Origin of the sequence: Telluria beijingensis (genome assembly GCF_030770395.1) — a bacterium.
Taxonomy (GTDB): domain Bacteria; phylum Pseudomonadota; class Gammaproteobacteria; order Burkholderiales; family Burkholderiaceae_D; genus Telluria; species Telluria beijingensis.
In genome coordinates this window covers 5,591,607-5,610,530 of the sequence record NZ_CP132480.1, presented here as the reverse complement: position 1 = coordinate 5,610,530, position 18,924 = coordinate 5,591,607, and the positions used below count along the sequence as shown (strand labels likewise).

Genomic DNA, 18,924 nt, shown 5'->3' with positions numbered 1-18,924 from the left:
CCGGTCGCGTGCTCATGCATTTCATCCCCGGCAGCCTGCAATCCGTCGCAAACGCCCCGGGCGCGGGCGCGCGCCCGGCTAGGATGAACACAATTCGAATAATCCACGAGGAGTCACCCATGAACATCCACGCCTTCAAGCCATCGTTCGCCGTACGCACCCTGCTGCTGGCCGCCACCCTCGCCTGCGCCGCCGCCCCGGCGCCCGCCATGGCCTGGCCCTTCGGCGGCGAGAAAGTCGAGGGCAACGGCAGCGTGACGCGCCAGAGCCGGCAGGTCGAACACTTCCGCGGCATCTCGCTCGAGTTGCCGGCCCAGGTCGAACTGCGCATGGGCAATACCGAAGGCATCACGATCGAGACCGACGACAACCTGCAGCGCCTGATCGAGACCGAGGTCGACGACGGCGTGCTGCGCATCCGCCCCACCAAGCGCAATATGAATTTGCGCGCACGCACCATGAAGATCGTCGTCAACGCGCGCCAGATCGAACGCCTGTCGCTGGGCGGCTCGGGCACCATCGACGCCGAGGCGCTGCGCGCGCCGACCCTGCGCTTCAACCTGGGCGGCTCGGGCAAGATCCGGGTCGCCAGCCTGGAATCGGACAGGGTTTCGATCAGCGTCGGCGGCAGCGGCGACTTCCGCGCCAATGGCGGCAAGACGCGCGACGTGTCGGTCTCGATCGGCGGTTCGGGCAATGTCGACCTGGGCAAGGTCGCGGCCGATAGCGCCAGCGTCAGCGTGGCCGGTTCGGGCGATGTGACGGTCTGGGCCAGGAACGAGCTGAGCATGTCGATCGCCGGCTCGGGCGACGTCAACTACTACGGCGACCCGCAGCTGCGCCGTTCGGTAGCCGGCTCGGGCGAAGCGCGCCGGCTGGGCGGCGCGCCGAACTAAGAGCCCGGTAGTATCGCGGCGCGCCTTACAGGGCGCCGCGCAGCACTTCGCGCTCGACCAGCACCGTGTCGGTGCCGTCGGTCAGCCACACCTGGCCGTCCTGGATCGTGCATTGCAGCTGCATCGAGCGGCTTGCCATCTTCGCCAACTGGGCGCTGATCTCGGCCGGGATGTTGATCACGCTGACATTCTTCGCGCGCTCGATCTTGTTCGCCAATCCCTTGAACCAGATGCCGCTGGTCGCGCTATAGCTGTACACCACCACTTTTTCGGAACGCCCGGCGGCCTTCAGCAGGCGCTTCTCGTCCGGCTGGCCGACCTCGATCCAGGTCTGGATCGCGCCGGTCAGGTCCTTCAGCCACAAGGCCGGTTCCTCGACGTCGAACAAGTCCTTGCCATAGGCCAGCGCGGGATCGGCATGCAGGGCGAAGGCCAGCACGCGGATCATCACGCGTTCTTCGGTCTCGGATGGATGCCGGGCGATGGTCAGGGCGTGTTCCTGGTAATAGTTCCGGTCCATGTCGGCGATCGACAGATCGGCCTTGTAGATGGTCGCTTTGATAGCCATTATTGCGTGCGCTTGTAGGTGATGGTGGATGAAAACCCGGTATTGTCGCATGCGCGGCGACTGCCGGGCTGCCAGCCGGTATAGACTTGTCGACCAACCCGATCATGGAGAGACCGCGATGACCAATGCCTTCCCCCCGAACCAGCAGTTCCTGCTCGCCGCGCGCCCGGTCGGGCTGCCCAGGCGCGAAGACTGGCAATTCCACGAACAGGCCGTGCCCGAGCCTGCCGACGGCGAGGTCGTGGTCAAGGTCCTGTACCTGTCGCTCGACCCCGCCATGCGCGGCTGGATGAACGAGGGCAAATCGTATATCCGCCCGGTGGCGATCGGCGAGGTCATGCGCGCCGGCGGCGTGGGCGTCGTGGTGGCCTCGCGCTCGCCGCGCTTTGCCGTGGGCGACCATGTGATGGGCGCCACCGGCATCCAGCGCTACTGGTCCGGCCCGGCCGACGACAAGATTGCCAACCTGGCCCGGATCGACCCGCAACTAGCGCCCCTGACCGCATGGCTGAACCTGCTGGGCATGCCCGGCATGACGGCCTACTTCGGCCTGCGCGAAGTCGGCCAGGCCAAGGCCGGCGAGACGGTGGTGGTGTCGGGCGCGGCCGGCGCGGTCGGCATGACCGTGGGCCAGGTGGCGAAACAGATGGGCTGCCGCGTGGTCGGCATCGCCGGCGGTGCAGAGAAGTGCGCATTCGTGGTCGACCGCCTTGGCTTCGACGCCTGCATCGACTACAAGGCCGGCCAGGTGGCCGTCGCGCTGAAGGAACACTGTCCGCAGGGCGTGGACGTCTACTTCGACAATGTCGGCGGCGAGATCCTCGACATCGTCCTCACCCGCATCAACATGAAGGCGCGCATCGTCATCTGCGGCGCGATCTCGCAGTACAACGCGACCGAGGCGGTCAAGGGCCCGGCCAACTACCTGTCGCTGCTGGTGAACCGCGCGCGCATGGAAGGCATGATCGTGTTCGACTACGCGGCGCGCTATCCCGAGGCCGTGGCCCAGCTCGGCGAATGGCTGCAGGCCGGATCGATCCAGAGCCACGAACACGTGGTCGACGGCTTCGAGCAGTTCCCGCAGGCGCTCCTGATGCTGTTCGAAGGCCGCAACCTCGGCAAGCTGGTGCTGAAGGTGGCCGACGCCTGAGGAATCTGGTTGCCTGTCCATGGTCGCGGCGTACGTCCGCGTGGAGACCGACAACGGGGCGGAACTAACGCTCACCACGTTTCTCTAATCGCACGAGCGCAGCCTGAAATGACCCCAAGAGCGTTCATGCACGGCGTACGGCCTCTACAACCGACAGCCCCCAGGGCACAAGGAGATCGACATGGCGACCAGCAAGGAGAACGGCGGCAAGAGCAGCGGCAGTCAAGGCAATGCCCAGAAGAGCGGGCCGCCCGCGAAGCGCGGCTTCGCGGCGATGGACCAGAACCAGCAGCGTGAAATCGCCAGCAAGGGCGGCCAGGCCGCCCACCAGAAAGGCACGGCGCACGAGTTCGATTCAGAAGAAGCGCGCCGCGCCGGCCAGAAAGGCGGCGAGGCCGTGAGCCGCAACCGGGCCCACATGGCCGACATCGGCCGCAAGGGCGGCGAGAGCCGCCAGTCGGCCCAGCGCGCGGCGGCAGCAGCCGCAGCCGCGCAGAAGGGCAACCGCCAGGGCGAGGACAGCTAGCCGCTGGCCGGCTGATCCGAGTGCACGCCGGCGCGCCGCTTGTGCAGCGGCGCCGCGCCGCGCCGGCGCTGCCGCCCTGTGGTACATTGCCGGGCTTATGCATACCCTGAAATACCTGACCGCCTACCCGGACACCCTGCGCGCCCAGGTCAGCGGGCTGATCGAACAGAACCGCCTGGGCGACACGCTGCGCCGGCGCTATCCCGCGCCGCACGGCATCCGCACCGACCGCGCGCTGTACGACTATGTGCAAGCGCTCAAGGACGACTACCTGCGCCAGGCCGCGCCGGTGTCCAAGGTCGCCTTCGACAGCAAGATCCAGGTGATCCAGCACGCGCTGGGCCTGCACACGGCCATCTCGCGGGTGCAGGGCGCGCGCCTGAAGGCCAAGCACGAGATCCGCATCGCCAGCCTGTTCCGCGACGCCCCGCTCCCATTCCTGCGCATGATCGCCGTGCACGAACTGGCCCACCTCAAGGAGAAGGACCACGACAAGGCGTTCTACAAGCTGTGCTGCTGGATGGAGCCCGACTACCACCAGCTCGAGTTCGACGTGCGCCTTTATCTCACCTGGCTCGACCTCAGCGGCGAGCGGCTGTGGTAGGGTGGACGGCTTCGCCGTCCCCCCTACGCCGCTGGCGGCTGGCGCGGCGGCGCCTGGTCTTGCGCGGCGGACGGGGCGGCGCAGCTGCGCGTGCAGCGCTGCTGCGCGCTGTCGCAGGCGTCCAGCCTGGCCATCCTGCGGCCGGTATCGCCCGAGGCATCCAGCGCCCGGGTCGCCTGGCCTGGCACCGCGCCCTGCACGGTGCGGGCCAGCGGATTGCGCTGCTCTACGGTGGCGGCCGCAAAACGCTCTTCCAGCGGCCGCGCCTGGGCGCTGGCACGGCATTCGCGCAGTTCTGAATCGCACATCGAGGTGCAGAAGGCGGGATCCGCGGCCAGCGCGGGACCGGCGAGGGTGGCGGCAACGACCGCCAAGACAGAAAACTTCATGCGCATCCTTTACGACACTGGGCGGCAGGCGACAGGCATGCCATTCCGTCATCCTAGCCTGTTTCGGCCCGCCGTGCCGATCGTGGACGCCAAGTGACCCACCCGGCCCGTTCGTTGCCCCATCACAACGAACGTTTTGTCCAAGTAAATTTCTAACCTCCAGTCACTCGACTTTGCGAACCCGCTTCGCTACAGTCTGCACACTCGGAACCGACGTCATCCCGACGCTTCCCCGGCCTACGGCCCTATCCCTCATCACATGGTTTTGCAACATACCTCCGGCACGCGCCTGCCTGCCGCATTCGCCACGTGCGTGCTCGCCTGCCTGTCCCCGTACGCCGGGGCGGCGGCTGGCGAGCCGGCCACGCCCGCCTGGAAACTGTCCGGCTTCGGCACGCTGGGCGCGGTGTATGCGGACTCGCGCGACGCCGACTTCACCGCCTCGGTGCTGCGCGCCGACGGCGCCGGCCATACGCAGGCCTGGAGTCCGGACGTCGACAGCCGCCTCGGCGCCCAGCTCGACCTCAGGCTCGGCGCCTGGTCGGGCGTGCTGCAAGTGGTCAGCGAACAGCGGCTCGATGGCAGCTACCGGCCCCAGCTCGAATGGGCCAACATCAAATACCAGCTCACGCCCGACCTCGCGCTGCGCGCCGGGCGCATCGCGCTGCCGGTCTTCCTGGGAGCCGAATCGCGCAAGGTCGGCTACACGATCCCGTGGGTGCGTCCGCCGGTCGAGGTGTATGGCGCGCTGCCGGTCTCCAGCAGCGACGGCCTGGACGCCACCTGGCGCTGGAGCACGGGCCCGGTGCTGCACGCCACCCAGGTATTCGCCGGCCGCACCGACCAGAACCTGCACAATGGGCTGCGCATCCAGGCCAAGCACATCGTCGGCCTCTCGCACAGCATCGAGCGCGGCGCGCTCAGCGCCCGCCTGTCGGCCGCCGGCGCGCGCCTCGACACCGCCATCGGCGAGGACCTGTTCGCCATCCTGCGCGGCTTCGGACCGCAAGGGAACCGACTCGCCGACCGCTACGAGATCCGGGACAAGCGCGTGTCCATGTTCAGCGCCGGCATGAGCTACGACCCGGGTCCCTGGTTCGTGACCGCGGAATGCGGCCGCACCCGCACCGATTCCCTGCTCGGCGGCGGCACCTCGGCGTACGTGGGCGCCGGCCTGCGGCGGGGGGCGCTCACGCCCTACGCCGGCTACGCCCAGGTGCGCGCCGACTTCCCGACCCACGACCCCGGCCTGGCGCTGGAAGGACTGCCGCCACCGCTGGCCGCGGCCGCGAGCCAGGTCAATGCGGGCCTGAACGGCTACCTGGCGACCATTCCCGTGCAGTCCACCTGGAGCGCCGGCCTGCGCTGGGACGCGGCGACCAATATCGCGCTCAAGCTGCAGTTCGACCGCGTGCAACCGCGCGAGGGCACGCGCGGCGCCCTGATCAACAACCAGCCCGGCTTCCGACCCGACCACGCGGTGCACGTCGGCAGCGTGGCCATGGACTTCGTGTTCTGATGCGCGCGCCGAACCGCTCACGCCCTTCCCTGCGCCGCCTGCTGGCCGCAGGCATCCTGTGCATCGCCGCCGCCGACGCCTGCGCCGAGCTGGTGGTGGTGGTCTCGAGCCGCAGCCAGGTCGGCCCGCTCGGCGCCGACCAGGTGGCCGCGATCTTCCTCGGCCATGCCAGCCGCTTCCCGGACGGCGCCCCGGCGCTCGCCATCGACCAGCCGCTCGGCGCGCCGCAGCGCGACGACTTCTACCGCGAACTGACCGGCAAGACCCCGGCCCTGCTCAAGGCGCACTGGTCGAAGATGGTGTTCACCGGCCGCGGCCAGCCACCGCGCGAAGCCGGCGGCGACGCCGCCGTGCGCCGCCTGGTGGCCGAGAATCCATCGATGATCGGCTACATCGGGCGCGATGCGCTCGACCCGTCGGTGCGCGCCGTGCTGGCGCTGCCATGAGGACCCGATGAACACGCTCGCATCCTCGTCCGCCCCGGCTCCCGTGGCGGCGGCGCGCCGGCCCGTCCCCCGCCGCGGCGCCCCCGCGCGCTGGCTCGCGCTCGCGCTCGAAACCCATATCTCGCTGCCGCTGTTCGCCCTGTTCCTGCTCGGCGCCATCTGGTTCGGCACCCTGCACGTGATCGAGTCCGAGCGCCGCGCCGCGACCGCGGCCGCGCGCGACGCCGCCCGCGAACTGCTCGACACCTATGAAGCGCAGATGGCGCGCAGCCTGAGCAACATCGACCAGACCCTGCGCGTGCTGAAGTACGCGGTCGAACAGAACGGGGCCGAAGGCGCCCTCCCGGCGCTGGCGGCCAAGGGGCTGCTGCCGCCCGGCCTGGTGTTCCAGGTCGAGATCACCGACGGCCGCGGGCGCGTGGTGGCCAGCAATCCCGCCACCGGCCCGCGCGACCTGTCCGGCGCCAGCTACGTCGAGTTCCACCGCCATGCGCGGCAAGACCTGCCCTACGTGAGCCAGGCCATCGTCCATGCCGGCAACGCCGAGCCGCACCTGCACTTCACGCGCCGCATCGACGACGTCGCCGGCCGCTTCGCCGGCGTGGCCGTGGTCGCGGTCGATCCGGCCTATTTCACCAGCTCCTACGAACGCTCGCGCCAGGGCGAGCGCGGCCTGCTTGGCCTGGTCGGCGTGGACGGCGTGGCGCGCGCGCTGCGCGTCGGCGAGCAGGTCTCCTGGGGCCAGCCCTACCTGCCCGGCGCCACCGACGTGGTCGAACTGAGGACCTGCCGCATCGATGGCGAGACGCGCTACACCAGCAGCCGGCCGCTGGCCGGTTTCCCGCTGGTGGCGGTGGCCGGCCTGTCCGAAGCCGAACAGATGGCCGGCTTCCGCCAGCAGCGGCGCGCCTGGCTGCTGGGCGCCAGCGCCGGCAGCGCATTGCTGGTGGCGGTCGTGATCCTGGTCAGCGCCTGGTCCTGGCAACTGGCCAAGGCGCGCCGCCGCGAGCGCCAGGCGCAAGAGACCTATGCCGCCGCCTCGGAGGCCAGCCCGGACGCCTTCTTCGTCCTGCGCACCATCGCCGGCCAGCATGGCCAGGTGGTCGACTTCACCATCGTCACCACCAACAGCCGCGCCGAACAGCTCACCGGCCTGCGCAAGGAGCAACTGGCCGGCCAGCCCATGTCGCGAATGCTGCCCGCCGCCTTCAGCGTGGGCATCTTCGCCGACCTGGCGGCGGTGGTGCAGGACGGCGCCGCGCGCGAAGCCGAATGGCTGGCGCGCTCGCTGCCGCAGGGCGAGCGCTGGCTGCACCGGCAGGCGGTCGCGGTCGAGGGCGGCGTGGTGGTGATCGTGCGCGACATCACCGAGCGCAAGCTGGCCGAACGGCGCATCCACCATCTGGCCCACCACGACGACCTGACCGGCCTGCCCAACCGCAGCCTGCTGCGCGAGCGCCTCGGCCAGGCGATCCTGGACGCGCAGCGCAGCGGCGCCGCGGTGGGGCTGGCCTTCATCGACCTCGACGGCTTCAAGCTGGTCAACGACGCCCTGGGCCACAATGCCGGCGACGAACTGCTGAAGGTGGTCGGCGCGCGCATGGCGCGCTGCCTGCTCGGCGGCGATACGCTGGCGCGCTTCGGCGGCGACGAGTTCGTGATCCTGCTGCCCGCGCTGCAGGGCGAGCCGGCATCGATCGCGCCGCTGCTCGAGCGGGTGCGCCTGGCGGTCACCGAGCCGGTGCTGGTCGAGGGCCAGGAAGTGCGCGTCAGCTGCAGCATCGGCGCCACCTTCTATCCGAGCGACGGCGTCGACGCCAATGCCCTCATGATGCATGCCGACGTCGCCATGTACCGCGCCAAGGAGCTGGGTAACGACAACGTCCAGTTCTACGCCAGCGAGATGAACGCCAGCATCGACGAGAAGCTGGTGCTGCTCGAGGGCCTGCGCGCCGCGGTCGACAGCTGCGGCGATGGCGGCGCCTGCCAGTTCGAGCTGCTGTACCAGCCCAAGGTCGACCTGAGGTCGAACCGCCTGTTCGGGGTCGAGGCGCTGATCCGCTGGCGCCATCCGGAACAGGGCCTGGTGTCGCCCGACCGCTTCATCGGCCTGGCCGAGGAAAGCGGCCTGATCGTCCCGATCGGCGAATGGGTGCTGCGCACCGCCTGCGCCCAGGGCGTCGCCTGGCGCGCCGCCGGCCTGCCGCCGCTGTGCATGTCGGTCAACGTCTCGGCGCGCCAGTTCGAGGACACGCGCCTGGTCGGACGCATCGCCGACGCCCTGCGCTCCAGCGGCCTGCCGCCCGACGGCCTCGAGCTCGAGGTGACCGAGAGCCTGATCATGCGCGACCTCGGCCGCTCGGTCGGCAAGATGCGCGAGCTCAAGGCGATGGGGGTATCGCTCTCGATCGACGACTTCGGCACCGGCTACTCCAGCCTGTCGGCGCTCAAGACGTTCCCGATCAGCCGCCTCAAGATCGACAAGTCCTTCGTCGCCGACCTGGCCGATTCGGCCGGCGACCAGGCGATCGCACTGGCCGTGATCTCGCTCGGCCATAAACTGAACCTGCGGGTGATTGCCGAAGGCGTGGAAACCGCGCAGCAGCGCGACTTCCTGCGCGCCAACGACTGCGACGAGATGCAGGGCTACCTGTTCAGCCGCCCGCTGCCCGCGCCGGAACTGGCGCGCCTGCTGGCCGACAGCCACGGGAACCGCGCGTGAGCAAGGTAGCCGACACGACCCGCGTCCTGCTGGGCGCCGAACCCGCGCTGCGGCGCATGCTCAACTACTGGATCGCGACTGCCCTGCTGTACCTGGCTGGTATCCTGCTGCTGGCCGGCCAGGTGGCCTGGGGCCACGCGCCGCGCCAGCCGGCCCTGCTGCTGGGCGCGACCGCCGCCGCCGGCACCCTGACCTTCTACGTGCTGATCCGCTTCAGCGCGGCGCTTGGCCTGGCGCCGGCCACGCTGGCCATGCTGCAATCGCTGTTCGCGATCGGCTGCGGCATGGCCTCGTATGCGATCGCGGGCCCGATGCGCGCCGCGCTGCTGTGCATGACGGTGGTGATCGTGGCCTTCTGCGCGGTGGCCCTGCGCGCGCGCCAGACGATGTTCGTGTCGGCCTTCGCGCTGGCCGGCATGGGCGGCGTGATGTGGTGGCTGCAGGCGCACGACCCGCTGCGCTATCCGCCCGCGGTCGAGGCCATGAACTTCGGCTATATGGCGGCGGCCCTGCTGTCGACCGCCCTGCTGTCGAGCGAGATGACCAAGCTGCGCCGGCGCATGCAGCACAAGAAGCAGGAACTGGAACAGGCACTCGAGACCATCCGCACCCTGGCCACGATCGACGAACTGACGACCCTGGCCAACCGCCGCCACATGAACGCGCTGCTGAGCGCCGAGGAACGGCGCCAGCCGCCCGGCGCGCGCAGCTGCGTGGCCCTGCTCGACCTCGACTATTTCAAGCAGGTCAACGACCGCCACGGCCACGCGCTGGGCGACGCCGTGCTGCGCGAGTTCGCGCACGCCGCGCGCGGCGCGCTGCGCACCAACGACACGCTGGCGCGCTGGGGCGGCGAGGAATTCCTGCTGCTGTTGCCGGACGCCGCGCCGCAGGACGCGCAACGGGTGCTCGAGCGGATGGCCGAACGCGTGCATGCGCTGCGGGTGGAGGGGCTGGACCCGGCATGGCGTATCAGCTTCTCGGCCGGCCTGGCCGCGCGCCGCGACGGCGAGCCGTTCACCGAGGCGATCAACCGGGCGGACAAGGCGCTGTACCGGGCCAAGGCGGCCGGGCGGGATCGGATCGAGTTGGCCTGAAAACCATGCAACCCGTCGTTCGGGTGACGGTGGCGTTAGCCGCGCAGCTCGTCGGCCGCCGCTGGCGGCAAGGCGGTGCTCGATGCCGCCGGCGCCGCCGCGCGCAGGCGCCGGATCAGCAGTGCGGGATCGCTGTCGGCCAGCATCAGGCCCTCGTGCTCGGGCCGCACGAAGCCTTCCTCGACCTGGTGGCGCACGAAGGCGCGCAGGCCGTCGTAGAAGCCGTTCACGTTGAGCAGGCCGATCGGCTTGGCGTGGATGCCCAGCTGGGCCCAGGTGACCATCTCGAACAGCTCTTCCAGCGTACCCATCCCGCCGGGCATGGCGATGAAGCCGTCCGACAGGTCGGACATCATCGCCTTGCGCTCGTGCATGTCCTTGACCACGAACAGGCGGGTCAGGCCGGTGTGGCCGACCTCGCGCTCCATCAGCGCGCGCGGGATCACGCCGGTAGCGTCGCCGCCCAGGCGCAGCACCTCGTCGGCGATCACGCCCATCAGGCCGACCTTGCCGCCGCCATAGACCAGGGAGATGTTGTGCTCGACCATCGCGCCGGCCAGGGCGCGCGCGGCGTCGGCGTGGATCGGGTTGGCGCCATGCGCGGCGCCGCAGTAGACGGCCAGGGTTTTCATGCTTGGAACCTCAGAAGAAGTCGGCGCCGGGCCGGGCGTCGGCCGACAGTTTTTGGAGATAGTCGTCGGACAGCTTCTCGAACAGCACCCGGGTCTCGCCGCGCAGGTAGGGGCCGACCATCGACAGCACCTGGTAGCAGCCGCGCGCCAGCGCGTCGGCAATCGCCTGCTGCTCACTGTACTTACGCGGGTTGCGCACGTATTCGAACGACAGCCAGTAGGTCGCCACCACCACCATATTGGTCGCCATGGCGCCGATCTGCTGGTCGGAGGCCTCGAGCGAACCTTCGCTGCGCAAGTCCTCGCACAGCTGGCGCGCGACCTTGATCTTGTGGGCGTGGATGGCCTTGAAATGCAGTTCGAGTTTGCGGTTGCGCGACAGCAGGTCGTTCAGGTCGCGGTAGAAGAAGCGGTAGCGCCAGATCAGCTTGAACATATGGTGCAGGTACAGCCACACATCTTCCATGTTCGAGCGGCGCCCGGCCGGCACCGCGAGCACGCGCTCGATCTCCGCCTCGAACTGGACGAAGATCGAATTGACGATGTCGTCCTTGTTGCGGAAATGGTAGTACAGATTGCCGGGCGAGATATTCATCTCCTCGGCAATGACGGTGGTCGTGATATTGGGCTCGCCGAACTCGTTGAACAGCTTGAGCGAGAGCTCGAGGATGCGTTCACGGGTGCGGCGCGGGGCTTTTTGTTGCATGTAGGCCGAAGTTAATAGTGCATTCCCGCAAGGATAACATCGAACGGTCGTTCGATGAATCTTTCGATCGCCGGCCGCCCCTGCCCTAGGCGGCCGCGCGCTGGCTCTGCAGGCGGAAGGCTTCGTCGATCCGTTCGCGCAGCATGCGCGCGCCGAGCGGCTTGACGTAGTGGTCGTCGGCCACGCCGCTGGCGATGGCGGCCTCGATCTCGTTCAGGTCGGGCTGGCCGGACAGCATCAGGCGCACGGTCTTGGGATAGCGCTCGGCGGCGCGCGCCAGCACCTCGGTGCCGCGCATGCCGGGCATGGCCTGGTCGCACAGGATCACCTCGACCGCTTCATGGTCGAGCACGTCGAGCGCTTCCTCGCCCGAGCAGGCGCTCAGCACGCGGTAGGGCTGGCCGACCAGCATGTCGTTGAGGACACCCAGCATGAAGCGGTCGTCGTCGACCAGCAGCAGCGTGCGCGCCGCGGACTCCGCCGCGCGTACAGGGGCCGGGGCCGCCGCCGCCGGGACCGCGATCGGTTGGGCCATCGGCGCCGGCGCCGGCGCGCTGGCCGGGGCCAGGAAGGCCTCGAGCTCGGCGACGAAGCTTTCGGGTTCGATCGGCTTGCTGATGTAGCCGTCGAAGCCGGCCGCCAGCACTTTTTCGCGGTCGCCCGCCATCGCCAGCGCGGTCACGGCCAGCACCGGCACGCCGGCCAGCAGCGGATCGGCCTTGAGCGCGGCCAGCACCGCGAAGCCATCCATGCCCGGCAGGTTGACGTCGCAGGCGACCAGGTCGGGCCGCTCGCTGCGCGCGGCCGCCACGCCGCGCGGGCCGTCGGCGGCCGACAGCGGCGTGTGGCCATAGGCGCCGAGCAGGAACGACATCAGCTCGATGTTCGCAGGGTTGTCTTCGATGATGAGGATACGGGCCACGATGGCGCTCCGGGAATGCGATGTTGTCATCACTGTACCACGCGGGCGGGCGCTCGTGAGGGGGCAATCGGCCCTTAATGATGCTGCATTGCGGCGGATGCGACATGCCCCGCGCGCAGGGCGTCGATCTCGCCCATCACGGCCGCCAGCACGCGCCGGTTATGGCCGAGCGCCACGTGGCCCACGCCGCCGAAGGCGATATTGCGCGCGCCCGGCAGTTCGCTCGAGGTCTGCGGCGCGATGATGTTGTCGTGGTGGCTGTAGATCGAGGTGATGCGCGCGCGCACGGCCGCCGGCTCGGCCCCGGCCAGGGCAGTCAGCCAGGCGCATTCCGGGCCGGCCACGCCCATGCGCCGCATCTGGCCGGCATTGATGCCGAGCCCGAACGCGGCCAGGCAGGTGCCATGGTGCGGCGTGCCGAGCGTGACCAGGCGCGCCACGCGGTCGGCGCCGTGCACGCGCATCCAGGCGCGCGCCGCCAGCCCGCCCATGCTGTGGGCGACGACGATCAACTGGCGCGCGCCGGCCTGCGCGCACAGTCGCGCCGCGGCCTCCTCGATGCGTGCGGCATAGTCGTCGATGTCGCCGGTCAGCGGTTCCAGGTCGAGCGTGGCATGGCTGATGCGGGCCGCGTCCAGCATCGGCGCCAGGCTGGCCCAGTAGCCGCTGTTGCAGCCATAGCCGTGCAGCAGCAGTACCGGCGGGTGCGCCGAGTCGGAATGAATGCGGGTGCGCGCCTGCGCGCGCGGCATGAGCCAGGACGTCGTCAGCATGCTGGTGCTGAACTCTTCCCAGTACATGCGCAGCGCCCGGCCGGGCCCGATCCGATGCTCGATTGGTGTGGGGCTGGCGCTGCGCGCCGCCATCAGGAAATTGTTGGCGTTGATGAGCAGGCGCACCAGCGCCACGCTGCCCAGCCCGAGCGCGGTTGCCTGCCACCACGCGAGATCGCGCCAGCGCATGGCGGCCGCGCCGATGGCGAGCGCCGCCAGCGCCTGCACCAGCAGGACCAGCCGCAGCAGGGTGCGCGAACTCATGCCAGCGCCGCAGCCGGACGACCGGTCAGGCTTGCCGCCAGGCCGCTGGCCAGGCGCGCCGTGAGCGCGTAGATGGTCAGCTGCGGATTGGCGCCGAGCGAGGTCGGGAACAGCGAACCGTCGTGCACCGACACGTTTGCCAGGGCCCTGTATCGGCCGGCGGGATCGACCACGCCGCGGCGCTCGTCGCCGTCCATGGCGCAGCCGCCCATCACATGGGCCGAGGCCACCCGCGTGACGTGGGCGCGCTGCGGCAGCGCCGCGATCTCGCGCCGCGCCTCGGCCCAGGAACGGTAGCGCTGGGCCTTTTCGTGCGCCGGCTGGACCGTGCGGGCGCCGGCCGCGAACTGGATCTCGGCCATCGACAGCAGCGCGCGCCGCGCGCCGTCCCACAGGAAGTCGTTGAGCGGGTAATCGAGCTCGCCGCCGCCGTCGGCGCGCAGGCGCACTTCGCCGCCGGGCGACTCGGCATGGAAGCCGTCGCGCAGTAGCGCCAGCATGCCGCCCATGTGGGCAAAATCGCGCATCGCGGCCGCGTGCTGCTCGCCGAAGCCGCTCATCGTGGTCGCCAGCAGCAGCGGGTGCAGCGGCGGCGCCTCGAGCTTGTAGCCGAGCGGGCCGTCGATCGGGTCGACATCCAGGAAATGGTCGGAATAGACGCTCTGCGGCGCGCCGGCCCAGCCCTCGACCCGCTGGTCGTAGAAGGCGGCCGAGATCAGGGTCGGGTGCAGGAAGGTGCGCTTGCCGAGCTGGCCGCTGGGATCGGGCGCCCTGGAGCGCAGCAGCAGCGCGGGGGTGTTGATGGCGCCGCCGGCGACCACGAAGTGGCGCGCGCGCAGGCGCAGCTGGCGCCCGCTCGGCAGCACGCCGTCGGCGTCGAGCGCGGTGCAGACCAGTTCATCCACCATCTGGCCGCGCAGCCGCAGGCGTTCGGCGCGGGCGCGCGTGACCAGCGTGGCGCCGTTGTCCAGCGCCGCCGGGATGGTGGTGACCAGCATCGATTGCTTGGCATTGGTGGGGCAACCCATGCCGCAGTAGCCGAGGTTCCAGCAGCCCTGCACGTTGCGCCGGATGGCGCCTGTGGCGATGCCGAGCTTCGCCGCGCCGCGGCGCAGGACGTCGTTGTTCTGGTTGGGGTCGACCAGCCAGTCGATCACGCCGGTGCGGCGCTCGGCCATGACGAACCATGGCGCCAGCTCGTCGTTCGAGGCGAATGCGAGGCCGTGCTGGCGGCGCCACCAGGCCAGGGTCGGCTCCGGCGTGCGAAAGCTCGAGGTCCAGTTGACGGTGGTCGAGCCGCCCACGGCGCGGCCCTGCAGGATGTTGATCGCCTTGTCGGCGGTCTTGCGCGCGGCCGATTCCTGGTACAGCTGCGGGTAGGCTTCGGCTTCGCGCATCTTGAAATCGCGCGAGGATTTCAGGGGGCCTTCTTCGACCACGATCACCGACAGGCCCGACCTGGCGAGGATCTCGGCGCTGATGCCGCCGCCGGCGCCGCTGCCGACGATGACGACGTCCGCTTCCAGCGTGCGGTCCTGCGCGAGGGTCGAGGCGTCGAGCACCTTCCAGCCGCGCTGCAGGCCGGCCGCGATCGGATCGGGAATGCGCGCCGTCATGCCAGCCTCTGTGGCGGACCGGGATAGCCGATCGCATCCCAGCTGGCCGGCTGGGCATACCAGGCGCCCAGCACCAGGTCGTGCAGCGCGCCGTAGGCGCTGCGCATCATGGCGAAGCGGTGCACGCGCCACTCCTGTAGAAACGCGCTGATATGCGCGATGTCGGCGCTCTCCCAGCCGGTCGGCACGCCGGTGAGCAGGCGCCGCGCCGGACGCAGGGCCAGCAGGCCGAACAGGTCTTGCACTTCTTCCTGGGTGGCGGGCGGCAGGCCGCGGATGGCCGCTTCGACGGCGTCGATGGCGCTGCCCAGTTGCCGTTCGCGGCGCGCCGGATCGTTTGCCAGCGCGCCGTCGAGGATCGCCGGTGCGATCGCGTGCAAGGCCGCGCGCGCCTCGCCGTCGAGGGCGAAGCGCTGTGGTTCGGTATCGTGCGTGGCGCGGTACCAGGCGCCGCCGGCGCCCAGCGCCAGCGCGGCCAGGCCGCCGACGGCCAGGAAGGTCCTGCGTGATGTCCTCATCCACCTAGTGTACGCGATGCCAGCGCGCGGACGGGCGCAAACCGGTTCAGCGCGGCGGCCCGGCCTTGAGGATGGCGCTGGCGATGCCGCGCAGGATGTTGACTTCCTCGGTCTCGAGGCCGGTGCGCGCGAACAGGCGCTTCAGGCGCGGCATCAGTTTCCTGGGATTGTCGGCGTCCAGGAAGCCGATCGCGACCAGCGCCTGTTCGAGGTGGGCATACATGCCGTCGACCTGGGCCATGCTGGCCGCTTCGCCATGGAAGCCCACGCCGCGCGCGTCGATGCCGTCGCCCACCGCCGCCATGCGCGCTTCATAGGCCAGCACCTGGGCCGCCTGCGACAGGTTGAGCGAAGAATAGTCGGGATTGGCCGGGATGTTGATCAGGACGTTGCAGCCTTCGACGATCCCGTTCGGCAGGCCCACGCGCTCGTTGCCGAACACGATGGCCGGACGCAGGTCTGGCTGGCTGCCGGCGTGGGCGGCGAAGGCGCGCGGGGTCCAGACGGGCGGCGAGAATTCGCGCAGGCGGGCCGAGACGGCGGCGGCGAAATTGCAGCCGTCCAGCGCCTGGCCGATGTCCTCGACGATGCGCGCCTGGCCCAGCACGTCGATGGCGCCGCTGGCGAAGGCCACCGCTTCCGGGTCGTTGAGGGGGTCGTCGCACCTGGGAGCGACCAGCACCAGGTCGCTGAATCCCATGGTCTTCATGGCCCGCGCCACCGAGCCGACGTTGCCGGCGCGGCTGGTTTCGACCAGCACGAAGCGGAGCCGATTGAAAAGAGAAGTGTCGGTTTGGGTCGGGTTCATTTACAATAGCGACCATCGCGCAGTGCGGACGGTTTTTTGTGATCACGGGGACAAGCCCGCGATTGTAGCCGTTTCGGCACTGCCCTGCTCTTTAATCACTCTTCAATAGCCGATCGTTCACGACGCCCCAAGGTGCGTGAGTGGGCGTTCGCGTTTTTTACGGATAAGCCTCCATGCACCCAATGCTCAACACGGCCATCAAGGCCGCCCGCCGCGCCGCCACCGTCATCAACCGCGCGTCCTTCGATATCGATCGCATCGTCGTCTCCGAGAAGCAGCACAACGATTTCGTCACCGACGTCGACCAGGCGGCGGAACAGGCGATCGTCGAGACCCTGCTCAAGGCCTATCCGACCCACGCCATCCTGGCGGAAGAAAGCGGCGCATCCGGCAACCTGAACGACGAGAGTGAATTCGTGTGGATCATCGACCCGATCGATGGCACCACCAACTTCCTGCACGGCTATCCCAACTACTGCATCTCGATCGCGCTCAAGCAGCGCGGCGTGATCACCAACGGCCTGGTCTACGACCCGGTCCGCAACGACCTGTTCACCGCGACCAAGGGCGCCGGCGCCTACCTGAACGACAAGCGCATCCGTGTGCGCCCCACCGAGCGCATCGGCCGCGCCCTGCTGTCGGCCGGCCACGGCCCCGATCCGCGCGCGCTGGCCGAATACCTGCGCATGTACGAAGTGGTCGCTTCGCGCAGCCACGGCGTGCGCAGCGGCGGTTCGGCGGCGCTGGAACTGGCCAACGTCGCGGCCGGCCGTATCGACGGCTATTTCGAAAAGAACCTGAAGGTGTGGGATATCGCGGCCGGCGCCCTGCTCGTGACCGAAGCAGGCGGCATCGTTGGCGAATTCAACGGCGAATCCGATTACCTGGACAAGGGCGACATCATCGCCGCCGGCCCGAAGGTTTTCGGCGCGCTGGTCCCGCTGCTCTCGCCTTTCGCGTAAAATAACGGGCTGCACTAGTCGGGCCATTGGCAGGCTGCGCTTGCCGATGGCCCGATTGCTTTTGACCAGGCGTCTTACAAAGCATTACATAGTAGTGGCGCAAAAACTTTCTATAGTGAAACTAACTTCACTATAATCCTAGCTGGCCGTGTTGCACGGCAGCATCCGGGTGCCCGCCTCACCGCGCGCCCGCATCAACCCGATTCCAGGACTTGCCGCCGCTGTGGCGACGGGCCGTTTTTTACTGAAAAATCTATGTCATTTTCTTCACTTGGTCTTTCTGACGCGATCGTGCGCGCGGTGACCGAACAAGGTTATACCGCCCCGACCCCGATCCAGAGCCAGGCCATTCCCGCCGTGCTGAACGGCGGTGACCTGCTGGCCGGCGCCCAGACCGGCACCGGCAAGACCGCCGGCTTCACCCTGCCGATCCTGCACCGCCTGTCGAGCGACGCCGTCGGCGCCGCCCAGCGCAACAAGACCGCGCCGCGCGTGATCCGCGCGCTGGTGCTGACCCCGACCCGCGAGCTCGCGGCCCAGGTCGAGGAAAGCGTGCGCCTGTATGGCAAGTACACCAACCTGAACTCGGCCGTGATCTTTGGCGGCGTGGGCATTAATCCGCAGATCAAGCTGCTCAAGCATGGCGTCGACATCCTGGTGGCGACCCCGGGCCGCCTGCTGGACCACGCGGGCCAGGGCACCGTCGATTTGTCGAAAATCGAGATCCTGATCCTGGACGAAGCCGACCGCATGCTGGACATGGGCTTCATCCACGACATCCGCAAGGTGCTGGCACTGCTGCCGCCGAAGCGCCAGAACCTGCTGTTCTCGGCCACTTTCTCGGACGATATCAAGGCCCTGGCCGATCGCCTGCTGGACAATCCGCAGTCGATCGAGGTCGCGCGCCGCAATTCGACCGTGGAAGTGATCGCGCAAAAAATCCACCCGGTGGACCGCGACAAGAAACACCCGATGCTGGCGCACCTGATCAAGTCGAACAACTGGCATCAGGTGCTGGTGTTCACGCGCACCAAGCACGGCGCCAATAAACTGGTGGAACAGCTGGGCAAGGATGGCATCGGCGCGATGGCGATCCACGGCAACAAGAGCCAGTCGGCGCGCACCAAGGCGCTGGCCGAGTTCAAGGATGGCAGCCTGCAGGTGCTGGTGGCGACCGACATCGCGGCGCGCGGCATCGACATCGACCAGCTGCCGCACGTGGTGAACTACGACCTGCCGAACGTGCCCGAAGACTACGTGCACCGCATCGGCCGCACCGGCCGCGCCGGCGCGACTGGCGAAGCGGTCTCGCTGGTCTGCGTCGACGAGCACCAGATGCTGAAAGACATCGAAAAGCTGATCAAGCAAACCCTGCCGCGCGCCGTGATCCCCGGCTTCGAGCCCGACCTTAATGCCAAACCGCAGCCGATCCAGCTGCGCAGCGGCGCCCCGGGCCATTCGAACCGCGGCGGCCGTCCAGGCGGCGGCGGTCGTAGCCACGGTGGCGGCGGCGGCAACAAACCCCGCACCCCCGGCACCGGCGCCCCCGCCGCCGCCAAACGCAACACCGGCCCCCGCCCCGCCGCCGCCCGCCGCGACCGCTAACCACCCGCCACGGCAACAATGAGGGTCAGAGTAGAATTATTGGGAAAAATTGTCACATCTCCCGATCTGCCGACTTTACTCTCATTGAGTTTCAATTAAGCTCTTACTCAATAATGAGGGTCAGAGTCGAATTAAATGACAAGAGTCGAAAGTTGTCATTTAATTCGACTCTGACCCTCATTATTTTTTTGCCGTGACCCT

General features: G+C 68.9%; 19 protein-coding genes. 10 read left to right on the top strand and 9 right to left on the bottom strand.

Going from position 1 to position 18,924, the window contains the following annotated elements; genetic code table 11:
- The first annotated feature begins 119 nt into the window (after positions 1–119).
- Positions 120–896 (top strand): head GIN domain-containing protein, encoded by a 777-nt coding sequence (locus Q9246_RS24720; protein ID WP_306393903.1) that lies wholly within the window; start codon positions 120–122, stop codon positions 894–896.
- A 25-nt stretch (positions 897–921) separates the two neighbouring features.
- Here Q9246_RS24720 and Q9246_RS24715 read toward each other — a convergent pair whose 3' ends face one another.
- Entirely contained in the window at positions 922–1,464 is a 543-nt protein-coding gene (locus tag Q9246_RS24715; RefSeq protein ID WP_306393902.1) for a YaeQ family protein, read from the bottom strand.
- A gap of 118 nt (positions 1,465–1,582) precedes the next feature.
- Here Q9246_RS24715 and Q9246_RS24710 point away from each other — a divergent pair, with 118 nt between their 5' ends.
- From Q9246_RS24710 to Q9246_RS24700, 3 genes are all read left to right on the top strand, one after another.
- The gene (locus Q9246_RS24710) at positions 1,583–2,614 is read left to right on the top strand and encodes an NADP-dependent oxidoreductase (protein ID WP_306393901.1); all 1,032 of its coding nucleotides are present in this window, start codon (positions 1,583–1,585) and stop codon (positions 2,612–2,614) included.
- A 181-nt stretch (positions 2,615–2,795) separates the two neighbouring features.
- A complete protein-coding gene (locus Q9246_RS24705) occupies positions 2,796–3,140 on the top strand; it encodes a KGG domain-containing protein (RefSeq protein ID WP_306393899.1) in 345 nt (114 codons plus the stop codon).
- Positions 3,141–3,237: 97 nt separating this feature from the next.
- On the top strand, positions 3,238–3,744 hold the full coding sequence (locus Q9246_RS24700; protein ID WP_306393898.1) for a YgjP-like metallopeptidase domain-containing protein: 507 nt from the start codon (positions 3,238–3,240) through the stop codon (positions 3,742–3,744).
- 23 nt (positions 3,745–3,767) lie between these two features.
- Here Q9246_RS24700 and Q9246_RS24695 read toward each other — a convergent pair whose 3' ends face one another.
- Positions 3,768–4,133 carry a hypothetical protein gene (locus Q9246_RS24695; protein WP_306393897.1) on the bottom strand — a complete coding sequence of 122 codons (366 nt, stop codon included), beginning with the start codon at positions 4,131–4,133 and terminating at the stop codon, positions 3,768–3,770.
- Between the two features lie 259 nt (positions 4,134–4,392).
- On the opposite strand from Q9246_RS24695, the gene Q9246_RS24690 reads away from it, so the two are divergent.
- The 4 genes from Q9246_RS24690 to Q9246_RS24675 are packed head-to-tail and all read left to right on the top strand — an operon-like array spanning position 4,393 to position 9,917.
- Complete coding sequence (locus Q9246_RS24690; protein WP_306393896.1) at positions 4,393–5,652, top strand: hypothetical protein; 1,260 nt, start codon at positions 4,393–4,395, stop codon at positions 5,650–5,652.
- Complete coding sequence (locus Q9246_RS24685) at positions 5,652–6,098, top strand: phosphate ABC transporter substrate-binding protein (RefSeq protein ID WP_306393895.1); 447 nt, start codon at positions 5,652–5,654, stop codon at positions 6,096–6,098. The genes Q9246_RS24690 and Q9246_RS24685 overlap by 1 nt, the downstream gene beginning before the upstream one ends.
- Before the next feature lie 7 nt (positions 6,099–6,105).
- A complete protein-coding gene (locus tag Q9246_RS24680; protein WP_306393894.1) occupies positions 6,106–8,820 on the top strand; it encodes a bifunctional diguanylate cyclase/phosphodiesterase in 2,715 nt (904 codons plus the stop codon).
- Positions 8,817–9,917: a sensor domain-containing diguanylate cyclase gene (locus tag Q9246_RS24675; RefSeq protein ID WP_306393892.1), complete on the top strand. Its 1,101-nt coding sequence runs from the start codon at positions 8,817–8,819 to the stop codon at positions 9,915–9,917. The genes Q9246_RS24680 and Q9246_RS24675 overlap by 4 nt, the downstream gene beginning before the upstream one ends.
- Positions 9,918–9,952: 35 nt before the next feature.
- Here Q9246_RS24675 and Q9246_RS24670 read toward each other — a convergent pair whose 3' ends face one another.
- The 7 genes from Q9246_RS24670 to Q9246_RS24640 form a co-directional block, all read right to left on the bottom strand.
- Complete coding sequence (locus Q9246_RS24670) at positions 9,953–10,549, bottom strand: LOG family protein (RefSeq protein ID WP_306393890.1); 597 nt, start codon at positions 10,547–10,549, stop codon at positions 9,953–9,955.
- A 10-nt stretch (positions 10,550–10,559) separates the two neighbouring features.
- Positions 10,560–11,255: a TetR/AcrR family transcriptional regulator gene (locus Q9246_RS24665; RefSeq protein ID WP_306393888.1), complete on the bottom strand. Its 696-nt coding sequence runs from the start codon at positions 11,253–11,255 to the stop codon at positions 10,560–10,562.
- Positions 11,256–11,340: 85 nt separating this feature from the next.
- The gene (locus Q9246_RS24660; RefSeq protein WP_306393886.1) at positions 11,341–12,177 is read right to left on the bottom strand and encodes a response regulator; all 837 of its coding nucleotides are present in this window, start codon (positions 12,175–12,177) and stop codon (positions 11,341–11,343) included.
- A 74-nt stretch (positions 12,178–12,251) separates the two neighbouring features.
- On the bottom strand, positions 12,252–13,214 hold the full coding sequence (locus Q9246_RS24655) for an esterase/lipase family protein (protein ID WP_306393884.1): 963 nt from the start codon (positions 13,212–13,214) through the stop codon (positions 12,252–12,254).
- Entirely contained in the window at positions 13,211–14,830 is a 1,620-nt protein-coding gene (locus tag Q9246_RS24650; RefSeq protein WP_306393882.1) for a GMC family oxidoreductase, read from the bottom strand. The genes Q9246_RS24655 and Q9246_RS24650 overlap by 4 nt, the downstream gene beginning before the upstream one ends.
- Positions 14,827–15,348 carry a hypothetical protein gene (locus Q9246_RS24645; RefSeq protein ID WP_306393881.1) on the bottom strand — a complete coding sequence of 174 codons (522 nt, stop codon included), beginning with the start codon at positions 15,346–15,348 and terminating at the stop codon, positions 14,827–14,829. The genes Q9246_RS24650 and Q9246_RS24645 overlap by 4 nt, the downstream gene beginning before the upstream one ends.
- A gap of 46 nt (positions 15,349–15,394) precedes the next feature.
- Positions 15,395–16,156, bottom strand: coding sequence for an RNA methyltransferase (locus tag Q9246_RS24640; RefSeq protein ID WP_306393880.1), 762 nt, complete (start codon positions 16,154–16,156; stop codon positions 15,395–15,397).
- Positions 16,157–16,338: 182 nt separating this feature from the next.
- Here Q9246_RS24640 and Q9246_RS24635 point away from each other — a divergent pair, with 182 nt between their 5' ends.
- On the top strand, positions 16,339–17,118 hold the full coding sequence (locus Q9246_RS24635; protein WP_306398259.1) for an inositol monophosphatase family protein: 780 nt from the start codon (positions 16,339–16,341) through the stop codon (positions 17,116–17,118).
- 255 nt (positions 17,119–17,373) lie between these two features.
- The gene (locus Q9246_RS24630) at positions 17,374–18,723 is read left to right on the top strand and encodes a DEAD/DEAH box helicase (RefSeq protein WP_306393879.1); all 1,350 of its coding nucleotides are present in this window, start codon (positions 17,374–17,376) and stop codon (positions 18,721–18,723) included.
- The last annotated feature ends 201 nt before the right edge of the window (positions 18,724–18,924 follow it).

Coding starts and splice junctions, on each gene's coding strand:
- Q9246_RS24690 (WP_306393896.1), top strand. CDS start 4,393: ATGGTTTTGCAACATACCTCCGGCACGCGCCTGCCTGCCGCATTCGCC.
- Q9246_RS24695 (WP_306393897.1), bottom strand. CDS start 4,133: ATGAAGTTTTCTGTCTTGGCGGTCGTTGCCGCCACCCTCGCCGGTCCC.
- Q9246_RS24700 (WP_306393898.1), top strand. CDS start 3,238: ATGCATACCCTGAAATACCTGACCGCCTACCCGGACACCCTGCGCGCC.
- Q9246_RS24715 (WP_306393902.1), bottom strand. CDS start 1,464: ATGGCTATCAAAGCGACCATCTACAAGGCCGATCTGTCGATCGCCGAC.
- Q9246_RS24710 (WP_306393901.1), top strand. CDS start 1,583: ATGACCAATGCCTTCCCCCCGAACCAGCAGTTCCTGCTCGCCGCGCGC.
- Q9246_RS24650 (WP_306393882.1), bottom strand. CDS start 14,830: ATGACGGCGCGCATTCCCGATCCGATCGCGGCCGGCCTGCAGCGCGGC.
- Q9246_RS24720 (WP_306393903.1), top strand. CDS start 120: ATGAACATCCACGCCTTCAAGCCATCGTTCGCCGTACGCACCCTGCTG.
- Q9246_RS24630 (WP_306393879.1), top strand. CDS start 17,374: ATGTCATTTTCTTCACTTGGTCTTTCTGACGCGATCGTGCGCGCGGTG.
- Q9246_RS24685 (WP_306393895.1), top strand. CDS start 5,652: ATGCGCGCGCCGAACCGCTCACGCCCTTCCCTGCGCCGCCTGCTGGCC.
- Q9246_RS24680 (WP_306393894.1), top strand. CDS start 6,106: ATGAACACGCTCGCATCCTCGTCCGCCCCGGCTCCCGTGGCGGCGGCG.
- Q9246_RS24705 (WP_306393899.1), top strand. CDS start 2,796: ATGGCGACCAGCAAGGAGAACGGCGGCAAGAGCAGCGGCAGTCAAGGC.
- Q9246_RS24635 (WP_306398259.1), top strand. CDS start 16,339: ATGCTCAACACGGCCATCAAGGCCGCCCGCCGCGCCGCCACCGTCATC.
- Q9246_RS24655 (WP_306393884.1), bottom strand. CDS start 13,214: ATGAGTTCGCGCACCCTGCTGCGGCTGGTCCTGCTGGTGCAGGCGCTG.
- Q9246_RS24665 (WP_306393888.1), bottom strand. CDS start 11,255: ATGCAACAAAAAGCCCCGCGCCGCACCCGTGAACGCATCCTCGAGCTC.
- Q9246_RS24640 (WP_306393880.1), bottom strand. CDS start 16,156: ATGAACCCGACCCAAACCGACACTTCTCTTTTCAATCGGCTCCGCTTC.
- Q9246_RS24645 (WP_306393881.1), bottom strand. CDS start 15,348: ATGAGGACATCACGCAGGACCTTCCTGGCCGTCGGCGGCCTGGCCGCG.
- Q9246_RS24670 (WP_306393890.1), bottom strand. CDS start 10,549: ATGAAAACCCTGGCCGTCTACTGCGGCGCCGCGCATGGCGCCAACCCG.